Raw genomic sequence first — 20,814 nt, 5'->3', positions numbered from 1 at the left:
TGCGGTTCCGCTTTCGCGAAAGCGATATAACAACATACTTTTTTTATACTCTAGACATCGTAGTCTACAACAAGTTTCTTACTCGTTGGTACACTTACACAACTAAGCACAAATCCTTTCTCAACTTCTTCATCAGTCAGTGCATAGTTCACTTTCATGGCCACACTTCCTTCTACCACTTTACATTTACATGTACTGCACACACCACCTTTACAGGCATATGGCAAATCTGCTCCAGCTCCTATGGCACCATCTAGGACGTTATCATAATCATCACCTAGTACAAAATGGAATTCTTTACTACCGTCTATAATGGTCACATCTACACCATCGACCTTTTTCTCTAGTGCAGCAGCGGCACGAGCTTTATCTGCATCGCTTAATCCGCTTACAAAGAGTTCAAAATGAACATTTTCTTTCTTCATTCCTGCAGCGACTAATTCATCTCTTATTAAGAAAATCATCTCTTCTGGACCACAGATAAAAGCATGGTCTGTATGCGGTGCATTTATTAAAGTTTTAGTAAGCGTTTGTAATTTTTCTTGATCAAAACGTCCATTAAACAATGGAATATCTCTATGCTCACGACTTAAGAAATAAAAGACTTCAAAACGACTTAAATACTTGTTTTTGAGTGCTTCTATCTCTTCCTTAAATATAATTGATTTTACGGTTCTATTGAGGTAGAATAACTTGAATTTTGCATTAGGCTCGCTAGCAAGATGTGTCTTAATAATACTCAACATAGGTGTAATTCCACTACCTGCGGCAAATGCGATATAGTTTTTGGCATCATTCTCTTCTGATACTTCGATTCCAAAATCACCACTAGGTGCTGATACCTGTAACACATCACCGGTCTTTAACTCGCGATTTACATAAGTTGAAAATTTACCTTCAAAGATTTCTTTAACCGCAACTTTCCACTCATTATCCAGCGGACTGCTGCATAATGAATAACTGCGTCGCACATCTTCACCATTTATCATAGCGCGCAAGGTCAAAAACTGACCTGGACGATAGTTAAATTCTTCTTTAAGTTCTTGTGGAACGTCAAAGGCGATTACCGTAGTATCATCTGTCTCTTTATAGACTTGAGATAATGTTATGTTATGAAAGTTGCTCACAGATATTAGGTCGTTAAGTTCACACAAAACTAACACTTGTTAGTTTGGAAAGCAAGCGCCTTTTTTAAGGATGCATTTTATGGTATCGTTAATTAACCTTTAACGCTATTTTCACGACATCAAATCATTACCTCTCGTATATTGCTATATATGCAATACCCTAATATTACAGCTCCAGATTCCATTTTAAAAGAAGCCGAAAAAGCGATGTCTTTTTATCCTGCTTTAAAGGATACTGAAATAGAATTTAAGTTCAATGATATGGTGCGCAAGAATTTCATGCAAGCACAACCTACTTATAAAAGTATTTTTAGAAGTAAAGAAAATCGCGGTTATATTATTTTAATAAGCAAAGAATTTAAAGTAGAAAATGAAATCTTTACTATAAACGAAATACCAAGCGATGTCCTTACAGGATGGTTGGGTCATGAACTAGGCCATGTCATGGATTATCGTTCTCGATCTACTGTAGATATGATTTTCTTTGGGTTAAAATACTTATACTCACATGCACACATTCAAGAAGTAGAACGTGCCGCAGACGACTATGCCGTGCGTCACGGTATGGGTGAATATATTTTAAAGACTAAAGAATTTATTTTAAATCACACGAGTCTATCTGAAAAATATAAAAAACACATGCGTAAATTCTACCTATCTCCTGAAGAGATTTTAGAATTGATCAATCGCTATGGGGAAACTGGAGAAAAGCCTAGTCAAGATGAACTAGCGCCTAATTAGTCTTGGATTGGTGAATTGGTGAATTGTCAACAGCTTTATTTTCTCAAGGACTCAAAGACTACTCACAAACTCTTCCCAGGCTTTAAACTTCACTTCGTCCATTACTTTTTCCATTTTTACCTGACCGCCTTTTTTCTTATTGTGATCGTTCCATTGTGCAAACGTTTCTGGTTGTACTTTATGAATTTGCACACCTTTTAGTGCCTTGGTTCTTGCTACTTTATAGTTTTTATTAGCTTCTTGTAGCGATTGATCAAGAGCCTCAGCAAGTTCTTTTTCTGAAGTTTCTGTTTCTGTACCTAGATACCATACATGCTGAAATTCTCCGTCTATCTTTTTGGCACTTACTGTAAACTCTTTGATACTGGTATTAAATTTTTCTTGCAATTCTGTAATCGCGGTTTCCATTTTAAGAACTGATAACTGACTACCTACTACATTTAAGAAAAACTTAGTTCTACCAGTTATTTTAATTTCGGCTTTTTCTACGTCTGTAAATTTTATTGTATCACCTATTAAGTAACGCCATGCACCAGATACTGTCGATATGATTAAAGCGTAATCAACCTCTGGTTCTACCTCAGCCATGGTTAGAACTGGCGCATCATGAGAAATGCTACCATCTTGTTCAACATAGTCTGGTTGAAAAGGCACAAATTCAAAATAAATACCACCATCGGTAATCAACTGCATAGAACTAGATTCTGGACGTTGTTGACAGGCTATAAAACCTTCACTAGCTAGATAGGTATCTACTATCTGTACAGGCTTTGAAAACAACTTCTCAAAACTCGAGCGATAAGGTTCAAATGCTACACCACCAGAAGTATAAACCGAAAGATTAGGCCATATTTCATGAATAGAATCTACCTTGTGATAATCCATTACTTTTCTAAGCATCATTTCTAACCATGATGGAATACCGCTTAACATACCTATATCCCAATTTTTAGCTTCTTCTGCTATTCTTTGAACGCGCTCATCCCAATCGTCTATGGAAGATATTTCTTTTCCTGGTCTGTAAAAAGAGTCTAAAAACTCTGGAATATTACTCGCAGATATTCCACTAATTTCTCCTATCGTAAAACCATTTTCTTCACTCAAATCTGTAGAACTACCTAGTGCTAGGACTTCACTCTCAAATACATCTGTGGGCAAATTGAAATTAGTCAATGCGCTTACCTGTCTGGTTCCTGCAGCTTTTATCGCCGCAATCATCTCATCTGTGACTGGAATTGTTTTAGATTTTTTACCTGTAGTACCACTAGATCTAGCAAGAAAATTTGGTACGCCTGGCCATGCGATGTCAGGCTTTCCTTCTTTCATGCGAGACCACCATTGCTCGTCCATTTTGTGATAGTCGTAAAACGGTACCGCTTTCGCGAAAGCGTGCTCCATATCATCTCCTTCTAAAACACTATTAAAGTCATAATACAAGCCGAAAGAAGTGCTCTTTGCCGTTTTTAATAAATGCTCCAATACTTTGCGTTGCGCAACCACATGGTCTGACGTCGCGGTAATCGTCTCGTGAAGATTTAATGCTGTCTTAATAATAGGACCTAAAAGTGCCATGAAATAGTGGTTTATTCCAAAAATAGACCTTTAAACACCTGTGCTAGGTTAAGATTCTGATAAGATTTTAAATATGAATAAAATTAAATTGCGATCCCAATGACTCTAGAAATGTCACTGTTTAAATATAGCCTAATGATACTTAGTAAAGATTTTTGTCGCTTCATTGTAACTGCTTTCAAAGGACATCGCGTTTACGTTTGAATCTGCTTTTACGGCGTTAAAATAACTTACCATTTTCTCTGTAGGCATATTACCTGTAAGTTCATCCTTTGCCATAGGGCAACCGCCAAAACCTTGAATCGCACCATCAAAACGACGGCAACCAGCTTTATAAGCAGCGTCTACTTTTTCATGCCACGTGGTAGGTGTGGTATGTAAATGTGCGCCAAATTCTATTTCAGGATATTTAGGAATCAAGTTAGAGAACAAATAGGTAATCGTCTCAGGATCTGAACTACCTATGGTATCAGAAAGCGATAAAATCTTAACGCCCATCTTGTATAATTTCTCTGTCCACTCTCCTACTATCTCCACATTCCATGGATCTCCATAAGGATTACCAAATCCCATCGAGATATAAACTACTAACTCTTTATCATGCTTTTGTGCGAGATCAATTACTTCTTGCAACAACTCCACACTTTGTGCAATAGTTTTATGGGTATTACGCATCTGGAAATTCTCTGAAATCGAGAATGGATAACCCAAATATTGAATCTCTGGATGCTCACATGCCGCTTTTGCACCACGTAGATTTGCAATAATGGCAAGCAGTTTAGATTCTGTTTTAGAAAGGTCAAGTTTTGAAAGAACCTCAGCCGTATCCACTAGTTGTGGTATTGCCTTAGGAGATACAAAACTCCCAAAATCTATGGTATCAAATCCGCATCGCAATAAGGATTGAAGGTATTGCACCTTCAAATCTGTAGGAATCATTTCTTTAATTCCTTGCATTGCGTCACGCGGACATTCTATGATTTTCACCTTTTCCATCAGAGTGTAAAGATAATGTGGTTTTAAGGTTTACGAAAACGATTTCAACTTCTTATTTTTAACGCAAAAAGCCTCTTAAAAACTAAGAGGCCTTAAGGTTCAAGCAAAAATTAAGGGGAAGTTTAATTTTCAATTGTAATTTCTTTTCTATCAAATCTGAGTTCAAATATGAATGATAAGAATCACATAATTATCACAACGCCACTTAATTGATTACAACCACTCTTTTTTAAGATATAAACAAACTCAACAAACCTGCAACATCTTCTTGTCTTTCTATATAATATCGTGCGGCAGTATTTACACGTCCTACTTTTACAGTAACGGCATCTTCTGGTAGATCTTGGAACATAAATTCATCAGTCCAGTCGTCTCCAATAGCAAAAACAAAATCTTTTTCTGAACTTAATATATGATTAGTTGCCGCTTTACCTTTGTGAACATTCATACTTTTTATTTCAATGACTTTGTTACCATAAAGAACGCTTAAACCACGGTTGATGCTTAGCTCTTTAATAACGTTAGAGAGCTCTGTAGCTCGTTGCTCACCTAAATCAGGATCTGCCTTACGATAGTGCCATACTAAGGAATATTTCTTTTTCTCTATGAATGTACCAGGAGTACGATCAACATATTTTTGAAGAATAGGCTCTATAGTCGGAAACCAGTCTGTATTCATGGTCTCAGTTAGACGCCATTTTTCATCACTTAGGTTCTTTTTAAGCACTCCATGTTCCGCAATAAGAACCACTGGAATATCCTTAAACCATTCTCCCAAAGTATCTGCATCGCGGCCACTGATAATCACAACTTCAGTACGTGGCAATTCATTTAAACCGCGTACTAAATTTAAAATTTCTTCATCTGGATGTGCTTCGCTAGGGTCGTTAACAAAACCTCTTAAAGTCCCATCATAATCTAAAAAGAAGATTCTATTCTGAGATTCTTTATATCGTTGTAACAATTCCTCTTTACAATTAGAGTTTATTAATTTAGTCTTTACCAACTCTTCATTTCTTTTAACGGATTTAAGCTTGTTCATAAAATCTTCTGCCCATTTCTCTACATTGTAGCGTTTCAGGCGACTTTGCATATATTTATTACGTTTTTTTTGCTCAATCACAGGCATCTCTATAGCTTTCTTTATGGTGTCTGCAATCAATTCGAGATCATTAGGATTAATGAGTAATGCCTCATTCATTTCCTTTGCTGCACCTGCCATCTCACTTAAAATCAATACACCTGTGCGATCAGTACGACAGGCGATATATTCTTTAGCAACTAAATTCATTCCGTCGCGTATAGGTGTTATAAGAGCCACCTCACATGAAGTATAAAGATCTATTAAGTTGGTAAATGGCATAGACCTATAGAAGTACCAGATAGGCGTCCAACTTACGGTGGCAAATTTTCCATTGATACGTCCTACTAGCTCGTCAATTTCTTTTTTCAATCGTTTATATTGTTTAACGTTTGAACGACTGGGAACCGCTAACATGACTAGTCGCACCTTTTCAATATAATCTGGATATTTCTCTAGGAACCGCTCATAAGCCTTGATACGGTTTGCGATACCTTTTGTATAATCTAGTCTATCAATAGACAGAATCATTTTAGCCTCAGGAGTTTCTTCTTGATGATGATATAATCTGCGTTGTAGTTCACTCTGCGTTATATCTGTTTGTTGTTGGTTCGCTTTTGAAAAAGAAGAAAACTTTTCATAATCAATACCCATAGGAAAGGAATCTACTGTCACGACACGATCTGCCAGAGTGATACTATTAAAACTAGTCGCATAGCCTAAAATCCTACTTACCGAGCTTAAAAAATGTCGCTCATAATCATAAGTATGAAACCCAATAAGATCAGCACCTAAAAGTCCATTTAAAATCTGCTCACGCCATGGAATTGTTCTGAAAACTTCAAACGAAGGAAATGGAATATGTAAAAAGAAACCAACAGATACATCTGGACGTTGTTCTTTTATAAGTTGTGGCAACAACATAAGTTGATAATCATGCACCCAGACGGTATCACCTTCTTCTAAGTTTTCTAATACTACTTGCGCAAATTTTTCATTTACCCTTTTATAGGATTCCCAATATTTGTTACTAAATTTTGCATATTCCATAAAATAATGAAACATGGGCCATATGGTATGATTGCTAAATCCATAGTAAAAGCCGTCTAAGTCTTCTTGAGAAAATGCTACAGAGGCACATTGTTGCTCTTGAACCGCTTTTTCCACAGCACTTTCTAACTGTGAATCAACATCTTCCTGTATAAGTCCATTCCACCCTATCCATATTCCATTACTCTCTTTATGTACAGATTTAAGTCCTGTAGCCAGCCCACCAACACTAGGAGAAGAGGAAACTTTACCGTTTTCAATGTTTAATTGTAAGGGTAATCTATTAGAAACTATTAATGTTTTTAACATAAAGATAAATCCTTTGGTTTGAATTATTGATTAATCCTTAAATTTCGGAAAAATCTGTTTGCCCTAAAGAAAATTATACGATTATTATGAATAATTTAAATTATGGAATTATAGGTAACTGCCAAAGCGCAGCCCTTATTTCTGAAAAAGGTTCAATTGACTGGTGCTGTCTTCCCATATTTGATTCTGCATCTGTGTTTGCAAAATTACTAGATGACAAAAAAGGTGGTTCTCTCAGTTTTATAATCACTGATGATTATTCTATATCTCAGGAATATCTATGGCAAACTAATATCCTAAGCACCACTTACGATAATGGAATCGATGCATTTCAGGTAATTGATTTTATGCCACGTTACCAGCAAGAAGATGGTAGTTATTATACGCCGCCAGATATCATAAGGTTTATAAGACTGTTAAAAGGAAAACCCCAATTTTCCGTACAGTATGATCCACGTCTAGAATATGCTTCTAGTAAAGTATTTACTACGATTGAAGAAGAGTATATCCATAGCCAGACTAAAGATGGTAAATATGATTCTTTGTTTTTATACAGCGATCTCAATTATAGCGACATTGTCAACCAGCAAACTATAACATTGACTGGTAACGCCTATTTATTAGTGAGTTATCATGAGAAATTGAGTCCGCAAAGTCTAGACAGATGCTATCTTAAATTCCAGCGTACTAAAACCTACTGGATGGACTGGAGTGAAAAAACGACTCGCTATCCGATTTATCAAAATGAAATTGTACGTAGTGCTCTTACTCTCAAAGTACTTTCTTATGAAAAATCTGGAGCTGTACTAGCTGCTGCTACCACAAGTTTACCAGAAACCATCGGTGAGGTAAGAAACTGGGATTATCGTTTTTGTTGGATACGAGATGCTTCTATGGTAATTAAAGTCATTGCAGATTTAGGGCATCCATTAAGTGCACGTAAATTTTTACAATTTGTTATAAATACCATACCTGATAAAGATGAAAAAATTCAAATCATGTATGGAATTAATGGTGAGCGTGACCTTACAGAGAGTTTTCTAGACCATCTAGATGGGTATCAGAATTCGCAGCCTGTGCGCATAGGCAACGCTGCTTACATACAGAAGCAAAATGATATCTATGGGATTCTAATGGAGGTTATATATCGCCAGTTTGTAGAATTTGAAACCACTCTAGAAAACCGCGAAGAACTGTGGACCATTATTAAAGGAATTACTAAAATAGTAGAACAGCACTGGCAAGAACCAGATAAAGGTATATGGGAGTTGCGTACAGAAGATAGACATTTCACGTTTTCAAAATTACTTTGTTGGGTCGCCATCGATCGAGCTATTAAAGTAGGTGAAATATTAGGACGTAATGAACCTTTGAAAGATTGGAAAACATTACGAGCAGAAATTTATGAGGATATTTACCAAAATTCTTGGAGCGAAGAAGTACAAGCATACACCCAATCTTATGGTTCAAAAGATTTAGACGCCTCGACGTTATTAATGGAACAGTATGGATTTATTAAAGCCACTGATTCTCGTTTTATAAGCACCGTACAAGCAACAGAAAAAGAATTATGCCGTGATGGATTAATGTATAGATATAAGAATCAAGACGACTTTGGTGAGCCGTCTTCTAGTTTTACGATTTGCTCATTCTGGTTTATAGATAGTCTTAACAAAATAGGAGAAACCAAGAAAGCTCGTAAGTATTTTGACCAGTTGTTATCGTACAGTAATCACTTGGGATTATTTAGTGAGGATATAGATTTTGAAACCAAAAGGCTACTAGGAAACTTTCCACAGGCCTATTCACATCTTGCGCTTATAGAAACTGCCATCAATTTTTCAAAAACCTTAAAGGATAGCTAATTAAGAAATTTAAAAAGTGGAAATTGTTTATCATCGCTTTTTTAAGGAATCAATATCGCGACCGCAATCCCTATAAAAACTACGATCTGCACCCATTTCATAGCTGGGGCAAACCATCGAGAAGATTTTATGAAACTTGCTGCTTTACCGGCAAGCAAAGCAATCGTGTAAAAAGTCAGTAAAGAAACGAGCATAAAAATGCCACCTAGCAAATAGATTTGAATCCAATCGGGATAAGAGTTTGCGATTACAAACTGTGGTAATAAAGCTAGAAAGAATAAGGTTACTTTAGGATTTAGCAAATTCATGGTGATGCCGACTTTGTAGAGTTTCCATAGACTTTTATTAGATGCTTTTTCAGCTCCAAATTCTATAGAAGCATCAGACTTAACAATTTTGTAAGCTAAGTAAAGTAAGTAAATGGCTCCAGCTATTTTTATAGCATATAACAACCACTCGTTATCTCTTATGACAATGGCAAAACCAAATGCAACTACAGAAGTATGAACTATGCAACCTGTAATCAATCCACTAGCAATGGCAATTCCATATTTAGAACCACGAGCTACCGATTGTGTAAGGACAAAAATATTATCTGGTCCTGGAGAAATGGCAAGCAGTAAGGTTGCAAATGCAAAAGATACCAGTGACTCTATCACAATCCTTGAGCAACTATAGCATTATTAATATCTTTAATCAACTTAGGCCCTTCATATACAAATCCTGTATACAATTGTACGAGACTGGCACCAGCATTCATTTTGTCAATGGCGTCTTGAGCCGTCATGATGCCACCTACACCTATGATAGGAAACGCGCCATTGCTTTTTTGATGTAAAAAGGCAATTACTTCTGTGGCTCTTTGAGTAAGTGGCGCACCACTCAATCCGCCAGCTTGTTTTACTAGACTTTCTTCTGATTGCAATCCTTCTCTAGAAATGGTTGTATTACTAGATATGACTCCATCAATTTGAGTATCTTCTACTATTCCTATGATATCTAGTAACTGATCATCAGTCAAATCTGGAGCAATTTTAAGAAGTATAGGTTTTCTGTTAACCTTTTTATTATTTAAGTCTTGAAGTGTTTGAAGTATGTGCGTTAAAGGCTTTCTATCTTGAAGTTCGCGCAATCCTGGTGTGTTAGGAGAACTAACATTTACAGTAAAATAGTCAACGTGATCAAATAATTTTTCAAAACAGATGATATAATCGTTTACCGCATCCTCATTAGGCGTGAGTTTGTTCTTCCCAATATTTCCGCCTATTAAGACGTGATTAGGTTGGCCTAGCTTTGGATTTTTTTTCAATCGTTCTACAGCAGCATCTACTCCACCGTTATTGAATCCCATTCTGTTTACAATCGCTTGGTCTTTCTTTAATCTGAACAATCGTTGCTTAGGATTTCCATCTTGCGGCTTTGGTGTCAGCGTTCCTATTTCTATAAATCCAAAACCAAGATTTGAAAATTCTTTAAATGCTTTAGCATCCTTATCAAATCCTGCTGCCATTCCTACTGGATTCTCAAACTGTAAACCAAAGAGTTCTCTTTTTAAAGATGGATGATTTTGTTTGTAACGCTTTCGCGAAAGCGCACTAAAACCAGGCACTTTGCTCAATAATTTGATGCTTTTAAAAGAAAAATGATGAACTGCCTCTGGATCAAAGGAGAAAAGTAACGGTCGTACTATAGATTTATACATAAGAATAAGGTTGTGCAAATTTACAATCCGTTGGACTTTATTCCATATTTTTGTGACTCTTAAAAATTGACAGATATGAGTAAATATGATGTAATCGTTTTAGGTAGTGGACCTGGTGGATATGTAACTGCAATACGCGCGTCTCAATTAGGTTTGAAAACTGCTATTGTAGAGAAGGAATCTCTAGGTGGAGTATGTTTGAATTGGGGTTGTATCCCTACAAAAGCACTAATTAAAAGTGCTGATGTTTTCAATTACCTCAACCATGCCGAAGATTATGGTCTTAAAGTTACTGGTGTAGATAAAGATTTTAACGCGGTTGTGAAACGTTCTCGTGATGTTGCTAACGGAATGAGTAAAGGTGTACAATTCTTATTAAAAAAGAATAAGATAGATGTCATCATGGGTTATGGTACCGTGAAAAAAGGTAAGAAAATCGAAGTAAAGGCCGAAGATGGATCTACTTCAACTGTTGAAGGAAACCATATCATTATCGCTACTGGTGCAAAGTCTCGTGTACTTCCTAATTTACCACAGGATGGTAAAAAAGTAATAGGTTACCGTGAAGCTATGACTTTAGAAAAGCAGCCTAAGAAGATGATCGTAGTAGGATCTGGAGCGATAGGTGTTGAGTTTGCTTATTTCTATAACTCTATGGGAACTGAGGTTACTATAGTAGAGTATGTAGATCGTATTGTACCTGTTGAAGATATTGATGTTTCAAAGCAAATGGAACGCAGCTTTAAAAAAGCAGGTATTAAAATTATGACGTCTAGCGAGGTTACTGGTGTAGATACATCTGGTAATGGAGTTAAAGCAACGGTTAAAACTAAAAAGGGAGAAGAAGTTCTTGAAGCTGATATCGTATTAAGTGCGGTAGGAATTGAGACTAACTTATCTAACATAGGTCTAGAAGAAGTAGGAATCTCTACAGATCGTGGTAAGGTATTAGTTAATGACTGGTATCAAACTAACATACCTGGATATTATGCAATTGGTGATATTACAGCTGGTCCAGCTCTAGCTCACGTGGCAAGTGCCGAAGGTATTTTGTGTGTAGAGAAAATTGCAGATATGCATGTGGAACCACTTGATTATGGAAACATACCTGGCTGTACATACTCTACTCCAGAGATTGCAAGTGTAGGAATGACAGAAGCACAAGCTAAAGAAGCTGGTTATGAATTAAAGGTTGGTAAATTCCCATTCAGCGCATCTGGAAAAGCAAGCGCATCTGGTGCAAAGGATGGCTTTGTAAAAGTGATTTTTGATGCTAAATATGGCGAGTGGTTAGGATGTCACATGATAGGAGCTGGTGTTACTGATATGATTGCCGAGGCAGTTCTAGGTCGTAAACTAGAAACTACTGGTCACGAAGTATTAAAAGCGATACATCCACACCCTACAATGAGTGAAGCGGTAATGGAAGCTGTAGCAGACGCTTATGGAGAAGTGATTCACTTATAAAGTTTAGATTGATAATAAATCAAAAGCCTCAATTTCAATAAGAAATTGAGGCTTTTTTAATTTGTTTTAGAAATTAAACTTTTAAAACTTAATTCCCATACCTAATGTAACTGTATGTATCCTACCTCTAGATGTAGATAAATTTTGAAGCTGAGTTCTTTTAAGAATATCTCCTTCATACCTTAAATCTATAAAAATACTTTTACTTGCCTGATACCGGACACCTAGTTGAAATCTAGGCATTACGGATCTGTATTGAGGATTATTTTCTCTACCGTCATAGAAATTATAACTGCCAGCATACTCAACTGCCAGACCACCGTAAGCAGTCCAACGAGGCGCAAATTGATAACCGTATTGTATAGATATGGTAGGAGCTAATCTGTAGTATAAACCAGCACTTAATTCCATTTTAAGATTGGAATTCTTATTGATTTGATACTGTGCAAAAAATGCTAGTCTGGTAATTCCATCAGTTTGAGAAAAACCACCTGTGCCCTGAAAATTAGAATAAGAACTTCGCTCTAATCCTTGATTCACTTGCAATCCAAAATCCCATGACTTGGGTTCTGGGAATAAATAGGATAAATCTGTCGATCTCTCTTTTTGCGCGTTTGTAAGTAAGACACAAGAAAATGCGAGCAGCATGGCTGCAAAAAGTTTGTCTTTCATCATTTAGTTTTTTAGTTCAGAAGATAACGGCATATAAAATATAATTATTTGTTAATCAAACTGTTAAATACTCCCAATTAACAAATGAATATCTTAACCAAAGTATTTTCCTATAAATTGAACTTTTATTTAATAAATTAGATACTTTAGGGCCTTAACTAACCTAATTTATAACATGAAAAAACTAATATTAACTTTAATCACCTGTGTATCATTAAGCTTAACTGGACAAGCACAAGAAAAAGGGCTTATTGAAGTGATGGGAAGTGCAGGATTAAACATCTCTAACGTCTCTAATGCATTTGACAATACTAAATCTGATTTCAACTTTAACGCAGCTGTAGGTGCAGAGTATTATTTTAGTGATCGATGGGGAATTAAAGCTAAAATTATACTAGATCAAAAAGGCTGGGCAGATGGTTTTATCTCTGATGAATTCGGTACTTTAATAACAGACTTCAGACTCAGCTACACGACAATTCCTGTAACTGGTGTTTTACATTTTGGAAGAAGTGATAATTGGTATTTACACTTTGGAGGTTATGTAGGTTTTCTAAATGATGCAACAGCTCTTGCAAATGACTCGGATGTTTCTGAAGCATTTAGTAGTACCGATTTTGGATTTAATACAGGTATAGGTGTTCGCATTCCTATTTCAGATCAAGCAAAAATATTCTTTGAATACGATGCACAATCCGGATTAAACGATGTGTTTAAGGAAAATAACGGTGAAGCAGCTAGAAATGGCCGCAGTAGTATAAATGCAGGAATTGTGTTTAGTCTTTAAAAACATTTTAAAAAATAAAAAAAGCTCTAAAATAATATTTTAGAGCTTTTTTTATTTTTTATTGATCTGTGGTTTTTCTTTATAAAAGACTAGAGTAACTTCTTCACCTACAACAAGACTTGATAATAAATCGATGGTCTCTCCTTTTCCATCAGATAATTTGATTTTTGCGGTATTAGGCGCCTCTTTACCTTCATTTAAAGCTGTGACAATAATTGTATTGACATCTTCTGTAAGTTGCAGTTCTATTTCTTTTTGCTTCTTTACCGTACTATAGGAAGACAAAATGTCTTTACCATTTAAAGTGATTTTTATGATATCACCATCTACAGTACCAGGATCCCAAATCATCAATTTTAAATAATCCTGATTCCATATAATATTTACCTTTTCGCCACCTTTCAACCTATTATCTTCAAAACGACTCATGAATTGATTCATGTCTATTTTTTGCTTGGTACTATCTGCAATTTTATTAGACTTTGCGACTAATCTCTCAAATCGTTCAGTTCGCTTTTCAATTTTATCAGCAGCGTTAAGACTCAACTCACCATCAATGCAACTCGTTAAGTCATCATAGTAGCTTTTAAAAGTTCCTTCTACTGCAGCCTTACCGTTAAGTTTTCTAGTTTTACCAGTAAAGTACACGTAACAAAAATCAAGTTCGGTAATATCAGACTTGGTATAAATAGTTGAAACCTCTCTAAATTCTAAAGTATTCTTACGATCATTAAATCGTCCAACAATTGACGATTTAGTCTCGTGATCTCCATTCATATCTGTATAAGAATATCCTTTAATAAAACCTTCTTTCTCAGTAAAATTAACTTTATAAGATATAAATGTACTGTCTGGTAATTTCAAAAAACCTAGGTACTCATGTTCTTGTGCATTAGAGAATATTGAGAAGAAGATTACTACAAAAAGAAGGTGCTTATTCATTATAAATTATATATTTGGTAAATATAACTAACTAAATTTTCTAATATGAAAACTAAATTGACTCTAGCTCTTATGAGCATTTTCATGCTGGTAAGCACATTAAGTTTTGCTTCTTTCCCAGTAGAACGCAACGTTGTTACTACAGTTGACACGGCAACAACTGTTGAAGAATCTACTACAATTGTTACTCTTTCTTCTCCAGCTGCTGCGGCACTTGATGAAGAAATGTGGATTGCAGCTGCTTTATGGTTCTTCTTAGGAGGATTTGCTGCTCACAGATGGTACTTAGGTAGCCCATGGTACTGGAATGTACTTTTCATTATCACTTTAGGTGGTATAGGTATATGGTGGCTAGTTGATGGTATTCAAATACTTTCTGACAACTGGTAGAAATCAGTTCTCGACATTATTAAAAAGGCCACTATTTCTAGTGGCCTTTTTTTATAACTTAAAACTTTTAATGGCTAGTTCATAGCCTTTAAGACCAAAACCACTAATGATCCCAGCAGCATTTTTTGAGATATAGGAGACATGTCTAAATTCTTCCCGATCCATCACATTAGAGATATGGACCTCAATTACAGGAACGCTTATACCAGCAACGGCATCTCCTATCGCTACAGAGGTATGCGTGTAACCACCAGCGTTAAAAATTACACCATCTACTCCATTTTCTTGAGCAGCATGTAATTCATTAATTAGTTCTCCTTCAATATTGGACTGATAATATGAAAGCTCAATTTCTTTAAAAGCGAATTGTAGCTCTCTAAAATATTCTTCAAAACTTTTAGAACCATATGTTTCTGGCTCTCTCTTCCCTAATAGATTTAAATTAGGACCATTAATGATGTGTATTTTCATGGTTTAAAGATATTGGTAATTACGCTTTCGCGAAAGCGTGAAATAAAAAAAGCAGCCCTGCGGCTGCTTTTTAAATCATCGTTTATAATCTCCTTAGAATTTATATCCTAATGAAATCTGTAAATTTGAATTAGTGATATCATCACCGAAAGTGTTATTATCTTTATACACATTACTTAGCCCAATCATATAACGTGCGCTAACGTTAAATCCTTCTAGAGAAGTACCTTCTTTAAATTTATATGCTAGTCCACCACCTACACTTAGATCAATAGTTTCTGCATTAAGTTCTTCATCAACATTTTCACCGTTAACTTCATACTTATCACTTACTAAGAAACCTATTTGTGGTCCTGCATCAATAGAGAATCCAGAATCAGCGATATAAAATTTAGCTAACACTGGTACATTGATGTAGTCTAATTTTAATACTTGTTCAACATTTTGCCCTAAAATCTCATCTTCTGATTGTAATCCTTGCGTAGAGTATACTACCTCACCTTGTAATCCAAAAGTGTCGTTGAACATATATTCACCTGTAAGACCTACATGAAAACCAGTTCTACCATCTGCGTCTTCAACACTATCGCCTGTTAATTTTGCAAAGTTAACACCACCTTTAACTCCAAAATCAATTTCTTGAGCTGATGATAATCCAAAAGCAAACACCCCTAAAATTAAACTTAATGCAATTTTTTTCATAATATTTTGATTTTTTATTAGTTCGGTGCAAATATAATTGCGTCCTAAACCGGTATGTATTAAAAAAAATATAAGGAGTCTTAAAGGATGTTAATTGAAAAATACCAATTATTAACTGTCAGCATTTTAAACCGATGTATTAATTTTTAATTAACACAACCTCATTATCCTAATTTATAAATGGTAATACTTCTACCTTTACAATTATGAAATGGGAAAACAGCATTAAGGACTTTTTGACATACTCTAGATTGGAACGCAGTCTAGCAGATAATACCATAAAAGCTTATAAACGCGACCTAGAGAAGTTTACGACTTGGTTAACAGATCACAAGATATCTCAATCACCGACACACATTACCACAAATACAATCAGAGATTATATTTATGAACTCGCAAAAAACGTATCTGCCAGATCCCAAGCAAGAGCTTTAAGCAGTTTAAAAGCATTTTTCAATTACCTAATTCTTGAAGATTATAGAAAAGACAACCCACTAGAATTAATAGAATCGCCTAAAATAGGTCGCAAACTTCCAGACACTTTAAGCACAAGTGAGATTGACACACTTATTAATTCCATAGATCGATCTACACCACAAGGCGAGCGCAATCGTGCTATACTAGAAACATTGTACGGTTGTGGACTACGCGTGAGTGAACTCATTACACTGAAGATAAGTGACCTATTTTTTGAAGAAGGCTTTATAAAGGTAACTGGTAAAGGAGATAAACAACGATTTATACCTATAGGAGAATTTACTATAAACGTTATCAATCTTTATAGAGATGAGATACGTTGCCACATACCTATTAAACCACAACATACAGACACTCTTTTCCTTAATAGACGTGGTGCAGGACTGACTAGAGCAATGATTTTTCACATTATAAAAGAGCTTAAAATTAAGGCAGGTATTACAAAAAAAATTAGTCCACACACTTTCAGACACTCATTTGCCACGCACCTCTTAGAAAATGGTGCTGACCTTAGATCTATTCAAATGATGCTGGGACATGAAAGCATCACCACCACAGAAATATATATGCACGTCGATCGTGCTCACCTCACTAAAATTATGGAAAAACACCATCCTAGGGCTTAGTTATTTTCTATTAAAGTTATGTCAAAGTAGTAGAATTGCTTTTATCTCGCTTACGCGAAAGCTAACTTTATAAAAAAACTAAAACTTATGAAATCTTTAAAATTTAAAAATGGTGATGAGCTATTCCCTATAGGATTAGGAACATGGAAATCAAAACCAGGCGAGGTTAAAAATGCTGTAATCAGCGCTTTAGAATCCGGTTATAAACACATAGACTGCGCCGCTATATATGGTAATGAGAAAGAAATAGGAGAAGCATTTAATGAGGTATTCTCTAAAGGAGAAATAAAAAGAGAAGATGTATGGATTACATCAAAACTATGGAACAATGCTCACTTACCTAAAGATGTAGAGCCAGCGATGAAACAAACGCTCAAGGATTTACAACTGGATTATCTAGATTTATATTTAATACACTGGCCAGTCGCATTTAAACCCGATGTACAGTCGCCAGAAGGTCCTGAAGATTATTTAACACCACAGGAGGCGCCTATCACTGATACATGGAACGCCATGGGAGAATTAAAACGAAAAGGTCTGGCAAAACATATAGGAGTTTCTAATTTCAGTAAACAAAAATTAGAAGAACTTATCGCAAATACAGATGAAGTGCCTGAAATGAATCAAGTTGAGCTTCATCCATTATTACAGCAAAATGAACTTTTTGAGTATTGCAGTAATAAAGGAATACATCTTACAGGCTATTCACCACTAGGTAGTGGAGACAGATCTGAAGGAATGAAACAAGAGAACGAACCTAATATGTTTGAAAAAACTGAAGTTCAAAATATTGCAAATAAGCATAATGTTTCTCCTGCAAAAGTTCTAATCAACTGGTCAGCTCAAAGAGGAACTGCCGTGATTCCTAAATCTACAAATCCAGGTAGGATTAAGCAAAATCTTGAGTCTGCACAATTACAGTTAGATAAAGACGACCTTAAAAACCTTGCCCAACTCGATGAACATTATAGGTATGTAACTGGTAAGTTTTTTGAAGTCGAAGAAAAAGGTTATAAGAATATTTATGACGAATAAACAAATGTTTAATTTAATGTAATTAAACATGTTACATAAAAAATACCCTTTAAAGGGTATTTTTTATGAGCTAGATTTTCTTAACTTTATACCGTAGTAATTAAGCAAAACTTTTTAAGTACGCATTAATTAAAAAGCTGTGAGAGATTTATTTTAATCACATCACTAATTATTATGAATATGAAAACCTGTAAAAAGGTGATCAAAAAGAAAACTCTAGACGTGTAGGGGCGACTAGAGTTTTACTTTATAATAAAAGAGCGCTGCATGATGCAGCGCTCTTTTTAGTTTAAAAAAACATAGCTTAATTACTTTGCTATATTAACAGCTCTAGTTTCTCTTATAACAGTTACTTTAACCTGACCAGGATAAGTCATGTCTGTTTGAATTTTTTGTGAAATTTCAAACGATAACTGTGCTGCCTTATCATCGCTTACTTTTTCACTTTCTACAATCACACGTAACTCGCGTCCTGCTTGAATGGCATATGCTTTTTCAACACCGTTGAAACCAAATGCTATTTCTTCAAGATCTTTTAATCGCTGAATGTACGAGTCTAGCACCTGACGTCTAGCTCCTGGACGTGCACCGCTTATAGCATCACACACCTGTACGATAGGAGAAAGTAATGATGTCATTTCAATTTCATCGTGGTGAGCACCTATAGCATTACAAACTTCTGGTTTCTCACCATGCTTTTCAGCTAGGTTCATACCTAAGATTGCGTGAGGAGTTTCATCTTCTGTTTCTGGCACCTTACCTATATCATGTAGTAATCCAGCGCGTTTTGCAAGTTTAGGATTCAACCCTAACTCTGCTGCCATAGTACCACATAATTTTGCTACCTCTCTACTATGCTGTAACAAGTTTTGTCCATAAGAAGAACGATATTTCATTCTACCTACCATTTTAATCAACTCTGGATGTAGACCATGTATTCCTAAATCAATCACAGTACGTTTTCCAACCTCAGCAATTTCTTGATCAATTTGTTTTCTAGTTTTTGCAACTACCTCTTCAATTCTAGCTGGGTGAATACGTCCATCTGTCACTAATTTATGTAATGACAAACGAGCTACCTCTCTACGTACTGAGTCAAAACAAGAAAGAATAATTGCGTCTGGTGTGTCATCAACTATAATCTCTACACCAGTCGCAGCTTCAATAGCTCTAATATTGCGACCTTCACGTCCTATTATACGACCTTTTACATCATCTGACTCAAGATTGAATACAGATACACAGTTTTCTACAGCCTCTTCAGTACCTATGCGTTGTATTGTATTAATAATAACTTTACGTGCTTCTTGTGTTGCTGTAAGTTTTGCCTCTTCGATAGTACTTTGCACTATACTCATCGCTTCGGTCTTTGCCTTATCTTTAAGAGACTCTACTAATTGTTTTTTAGCATCTTCACCGGACATACCGCTGATTACCTCAAGTTGCTTTACTTGAGACACGTGCATTTTTTCAACTTCGGCTTGTTTTTTAAGAATAGACTCTCTTTTAGAATCTAAGTCATTTATTTTATTGGATAATTTTTGCTCTAATTGTTTAGTTTTTGCAAGTTCACTAGACACTTTAGACTCCTTATCTCTTGTACGCTTTTCAGCATCGCTCATTTTCTTTTCGCGATTCATGATTTCTTTCTCATGTTGCGATTTAAGCTCTATAAATTTCTCTTTTGCCTTAAAAGTTTTTTCATTTTTAATTTTTTCGCCTTCTACTTGGGCTTCTTTAACTAAAGATTTTGCTTCTTTCTGTGCATCGGCTATAAGTTGTGAGGCTTTGCCTTTTTCAACTATTGATTTTGCTATGAAGTAGCCTATTGCTAGACCTACTATTAATGCTACGATAGCATATATGATTGGTGTCATTGCTGATGTTTCCATTGGTTATTATATATAAAAAAACCTGCACAAGTTGGGTTTTGAATGAACTCCTTAAATAAAGTTTAAGGTTAACTGGTTGATCAAGGATCCGACTCATAAGTTCGGCTTGCTTTTACAACCACGACTCACCTTTTTTAAAGAATTACGTGTTGAGTTCACCAAAAAATGAAACAAGTGCAGGTAGTAACTGTTTATGTTTAAAGAACGACTAAGATAATTGTTGTGATAATAACTGGCTCAAGACTTCTAACTGTTCTTGTACCTGGGCTACATCTTCACTACTATCTATATTTATTTGTTCAGCTTTTGCTGCAAATTGAAGAGCACACATTGCTAGAACGTCTTGCTTATCTCTTACGGCATAACTGCTTTCAAGCTGTTTAATCATCGCCTCGATATTTTTTGCTGCTTTACGCAAACCTTCTTCACGAGAAGGATCTATGGTTAGTGGATAAACACGATCTGCAATTGAAATCTTTATTTTTAGTTTATCTGCCACTATGAAGCTATTTGATCTATACACTGATCGAGTTCACGAATCAATGCGTTTATTTTGAGCTTGGTTTTTGTTTTATAATCGTCACTACCCAGCATAGCATTTGCGGTTTTAAGTGCCACTATTCTCTCTTCACTAACTTTTAACGCCTCAACGAGCTCTTTATTATCGTCTTCTAGCAAGGACATTTCAGCCTTTTGCTGTTCATTCTGCGTTTTTAATCGCACATTTTCTTCAATTAAAGCTTTGATTTTAAGCTCTATGGTTGCAATTTGGGAAGAAAGTGTTGGCACTTGAGCAAATTTTATACTGTTCTTACAAAATTAGGATTACCGCGAGACTTATCAAACATTATTGGAACAAAGTTTGAAAGACCAGTAAGAAATCTCTTTGCAAGTTGGCGCAAGCCTATTA

General features: G+C 35.6%; 20 protein-coding genes and 1 other RNA gene. 7 read left to right on the top strand and 14 right to left on the bottom strand.

The genetic code is table 11. The features are described 5' to 3' along the window. Positions 1–50: 50 nt before the first annotated feature. The gene (gene paaE / locus R1T42_RS00895; RefSeq protein WP_042248316.1) at positions 51–1,127 is read right to left on the bottom strand and encodes a 1,2-phenylacetyl-CoA epoxidase subunit PaaE; all 1,077 of its coding nucleotides are present in this window, start codon (positions 1,125–1,127) and stop codon (positions 51–53) included. A gap of 150 nt (positions 1,128–1,277) precedes the next feature. Between paaE and R1T42_RS00890 the strand changes: the two genes are divergently transcribed. Then, on the top strand, positions 1,278–1,868 hold the full coding sequence (locus R1T42_RS00890; RefSeq protein WP_042248313.1) for a hypothetical protein: 591 nt from the start codon (positions 1,278–1,280) through the stop codon (positions 1,866–1,868). Positions 1,869–1,919: 51 nt separating this feature from the next. Here the strand turns inward: R1T42_RS00890 and R1T42_RS00885 are convergent, their stop codons facing one another. The 3 genes from R1T42_RS00885 to R1T42_RS00875 form a co-directional block, all read right to left on the bottom strand. Then, positions 1,920–3,440 carry a GH3 family domain-containing protein gene (locus R1T42_RS00885; protein WP_317290929.1) on the bottom strand — a complete coding sequence of 507 codons (1,521 nt, stop codon included), beginning with the start codon at positions 3,438–3,440 and terminating at the stop codon, positions 1,920–1,922. 132 nt (positions 3,441–3,572) lie between these two features. Further along, positions 3,573–4,436: a hydroxymethylglutaryl-CoA lyase gene (locus tag R1T42_RS00880; protein ID WP_042248310.1), complete on the bottom strand. Its 864-nt coding sequence runs from the start codon at positions 4,434–4,436 to the stop codon at positions 3,573–3,575. 229 nt (positions 4,437–4,665) lie between these two features. Then, the gene (locus R1T42_RS00875) at positions 4,666–6,876 is read right to left on the bottom strand and encodes a bifunctional alpha,alpha-trehalose-phosphate synthase (UDP-forming)/trehalose-phosphatase (protein ID WP_317290928.1); all 2,211 of its coding nucleotides are present in this window, start codon (positions 6,874–6,876) and stop codon (positions 4,666–4,668) included. 86 nt (positions 6,877–6,962) lie between these two features. Between R1T42_RS00875 and R1T42_RS00870 the strand changes: the two genes are divergently transcribed. Next, a complete protein-coding gene (locus tag R1T42_RS00870) occupies positions 6,963–8,741 on the top strand; it encodes a glycoside hydrolase family 15 protein (RefSeq protein WP_317290927.1) in 1,779 nt (592 codons plus the stop codon). A gap of 41 nt (positions 8,742–8,782) precedes the next feature. Here the strand turns inward: R1T42_RS00870 and R1T42_RS00865 are convergent, their stop codons facing one another. Both R1T42_RS00865 and R1T42_RS00860 read right to left on the bottom strand, forming a co-directional pair. Next, positions 8,783–9,400 carry a LysE family translocator gene (locus R1T42_RS00865; RefSeq protein WP_317290926.1) on the bottom strand — a complete coding sequence of 206 codons (618 nt, stop codon included), beginning with the start codon at positions 9,398–9,400 and terminating at the stop codon, positions 8,783–8,785. Next, positions 9,397–10,443: a quinone-dependent dihydroorotate dehydrogenase gene (locus R1T42_RS00860; protein ID WP_317290925.1), complete on the bottom strand. Its 1,047-nt coding sequence runs from the start codon at positions 10,441–10,443 to the stop codon at positions 9,397–9,399. Before R1T42_RS00860 ends, R1T42_RS00865 begins: the two co-directional genes overlap by 4 nt. Positions 10,444–10,518: 75 nt before the next feature. Between R1T42_RS00860 and lpdA the strand changes: the two genes are divergently transcribed. After that, positions 10,519–11,910: a dihydrolipoyl dehydrogenase gene (gene lpdA / locus R1T42_RS00855; RefSeq protein WP_317290924.1), complete on the top strand. Its 1,392-nt coding sequence runs from the start codon at positions 10,519–10,521 to the stop codon at positions 11,908–11,910. Between the two features lie 81 nt (positions 11,911–11,991). Here the strand turns inward: lpdA and R1T42_RS00850 are convergent, their stop codons facing one another. After that, positions 11,992–12,582, bottom strand: a complete 591-nt coding sequence (locus R1T42_RS00850) for a hypothetical protein (protein ID WP_317290923.1) — start codon at positions 12,580–12,582, stop codon at positions 11,992–11,994. A 175-nt stretch (positions 12,583–12,757) separates the two neighbouring features. Here R1T42_RS00850 and R1T42_RS00845 point away from each other — a divergent pair, with 175 nt between their 5' ends. After that, positions 12,758–13,369: a porin family protein gene (locus R1T42_RS00845; RefSeq protein WP_317290922.1), complete on the top strand. Its 612-nt coding sequence runs from the start codon at positions 12,758–12,760 to the stop codon at positions 13,367–13,369. 51 nt (positions 13,370–13,420) lie between these two features. Here the strand turns inward: R1T42_RS00845 and R1T42_RS00840 are convergent, their stop codons facing one another. Next, positions 13,421–14,311 carry a hypothetical protein gene (locus R1T42_RS00840; RefSeq protein ID WP_317290921.1) on the bottom strand — a complete coding sequence of 297 codons (891 nt, stop codon included), beginning with the start codon at positions 14,309–14,311 and terminating at the stop codon, positions 13,421–13,423. Positions 14,312–14,356: 45 nt separating this feature from the next. On the opposite strand from R1T42_RS00840, the gene R1T42_RS00835 reads away from it, so the two are divergent. Further along, complete coding sequence (locus R1T42_RS00835) at positions 14,357–14,701, top strand: TM2 domain-containing protein (RefSeq protein WP_317290920.1); 345 nt, start codon at positions 14,357–14,359, stop codon at positions 14,699–14,701. A 51-nt stretch (positions 14,702–14,752) separates the two neighbouring features. Here R1T42_RS00835 and aroQ read toward each other — a convergent pair whose 3' ends face one another. After that, on the bottom strand, positions 14,753–15,172 hold the full coding sequence (gene aroQ / locus R1T42_RS00830; protein ID WP_317290919.1) for a type II 3-dehydroquinate dehydratase: 420 nt from the start codon (positions 15,170–15,172) through the stop codon (positions 14,753–14,755). Between the two features lie 93 nt (positions 15,173–15,265). Further along, positions 15,266–15,874, bottom strand: coding sequence for a porin family protein (locus R1T42_RS00825; protein ID WP_317290918.1), 609 nt, complete (start codon positions 15,872–15,874; stop codon positions 15,266–15,268). Between the two features lie 206 nt (positions 15,875–16,080). Here R1T42_RS00825 and xerD point away from each other — a divergent pair, with 206 nt between their 5' ends. Together xerD and R1T42_RS00815 are read left to right on the top strand one after the other, a co-directional pair. Further along, entirely contained in the window at positions 16,081–16,977 is an 897-nt protein-coding gene (xerD, locus tag R1T42_RS00820; protein WP_317290917.1) for a site-specific tyrosine recombinase XerD, read from the top strand. Between the two features lie 87 nt (positions 16,978–17,064). Then, the gene (locus R1T42_RS00815; RefSeq protein ID WP_317290916.1) at positions 17,065–18,012 is read left to right on the top strand and encodes an aldo/keto reductase; all 948 of its coding nucleotides are present in this window, start codon (positions 17,065–17,067) and stop codon (positions 18,010–18,012) included. 308 nt (positions 18,013–18,320) lie between these two features. On the opposite strand, the gene rny is transcribed toward R1T42_RS00815, so the two are convergent. From rny to R1T42_RS00795, 4 genes are all read right to left on the bottom strand, one after another. Further along, positions 18,321–19,904 (bottom strand): ribonuclease Y, encoded by a 1,584-nt coding sequence (rny, locus tag R1T42_RS00810; RefSeq protein WP_394805716.1) that lies wholly within the window; start codon positions 19,902–19,904, stop codon positions 18,321–18,323. 44 nt (positions 19,905–19,948) lie between these two features. Next, a non-coding RNA gene (ssrS, locus tag R1T42_RS00805) (6S RNA) lies at positions 19,949–20,059 on the bottom strand. Positions 20,060–20,112: 53 nt separating this feature from the next. Next, positions 20,113–20,403, bottom strand: coding sequence for a cell division protein ZapA (locus tag R1T42_RS00800; protein WP_317290915.1), 291 nt, complete (start codon positions 20,401–20,403; stop codon positions 20,113–20,115). Beyond that, a complete protein-coding gene (locus tag R1T42_RS00795; protein WP_036581687.1) occupies positions 20,403–20,693 on the bottom strand; it encodes a hypothetical protein in 291 nt (96 codons plus the stop codon). Before R1T42_RS00795 ends, R1T42_RS00800 begins: the two co-directional genes overlap by 1 nt. Between the last annotated feature and the right edge of the window lie 121 nt (positions 20,694–20,814).

This window comes from Nonlabens ulvanivorans, assembly GCF_032922765.1.
GTDB lineage: Bacteria > Bacteroidota > Bacteroidia > Flavobacteriales > Flavobacteriaceae > Nonlabens > Nonlabens ulvanivorans.
Note: the sequence above shows the minus strand (reverse complement) of the source record. Positions and strands in the feature narration are given on the sequence as shown.

Coding starts and splice junctions, on each gene's coding strand:
- R1T42_RS00835 (WP_317290920.1), top strand. CDS start 14,357: ATGAAAACTAAATTGACTCTAGCTCTTATGAGCATTTTCATGCTGGTA.
- R1T42_RS00860 (WP_317290925.1), bottom strand. CDS start 10,443: ATGTATAAATCTATAGTACGACCGTTACTTTTCTCCTTTGATCCAGAG.
- R1T42_RS00880 (WP_042248310.1), bottom strand. CDS start 4,436: ATGGAAAAGGTGAAAATCATAGAATGTCCGCGTGACGCAATGCAAGGA.
- R1T42_RS00890 (WP_042248313.1), top strand. CDS start 1,278: ATGCAATACCCTAATATTACAGCTCCAGATTCCATTTTAAAAGAAGCC.
- lpdA (WP_317290924.1), top strand. CDS start 10,519: ATGAGTAAATATGATGTAATCGTTTTAGGTAGTGGACCTGGTGGATAT.
- xerD (WP_317290917.1), top strand. CDS start 16,081: ATGAAATGGGAAAACAGCATTAAGGACTTTTTGACATACTCTAGATTG.
- rny (WP_394805716.1), bottom strand. CDS start 19,904: ATGGAAACATCAGCAATGACACCAATCATATATGCTATCGTAGCATTA.
- R1T42_RS00845 (WP_317290922.1), top strand. CDS start 12,758: ATGAAAAAACTAATATTAACTTTAATCACCTGTGTATCATTAAGCTTA.
- R1T42_RS00815 (WP_317290916.1), top strand. CDS start 17,065: ATGAAATCTTTAAAATTTAAAAATGGTGATGAGCTATTCCCTATAGGA.
- R1T42_RS00885 (WP_317290929.1), bottom strand. CDS start 3,440: ATGGCACTTTTAGGTCCTATTATTAAGACAGCATTAAATCTTCACGAG.
- R1T42_RS00850 (WP_317290923.1), bottom strand. CDS start 12,582: ATGAAAGACAAACTTTTTGCAGCCATGCTGCTCGCATTTTCTTGTGTC.
- R1T42_RS00875 (WP_317290928.1), bottom strand. CDS start 6,876: ATGTTAAAAACATTAATAGTTTCTAATAGATTACCCTTACAATTAAAC.
- R1T42_RS00870 (WP_317290927.1), top strand. CDS start 6,963: ATGAATAATTTAAATTATGGAATTATAGGTAACTGCCAAAGCGCAGCC.
- R1T42_RS00825 (WP_317290918.1), bottom strand. CDS start 15,874: ATGAAAAAAATTGCATTAAGTTTAATTTTAGGGGTGTTTGCTTTTGGA.
- aroQ (WP_317290919.1), bottom strand. CDS start 15,172: ATGAAAATACACATCATTAATGGTCCTAATTTAAATCTATTAGGGAAG.
- R1T42_RS00840 (WP_317290921.1), bottom strand. CDS start 14,311: ATGAATAAGCACCTTCTTTTTGTAGTAATCTTCTTCTCAATATTCTCT.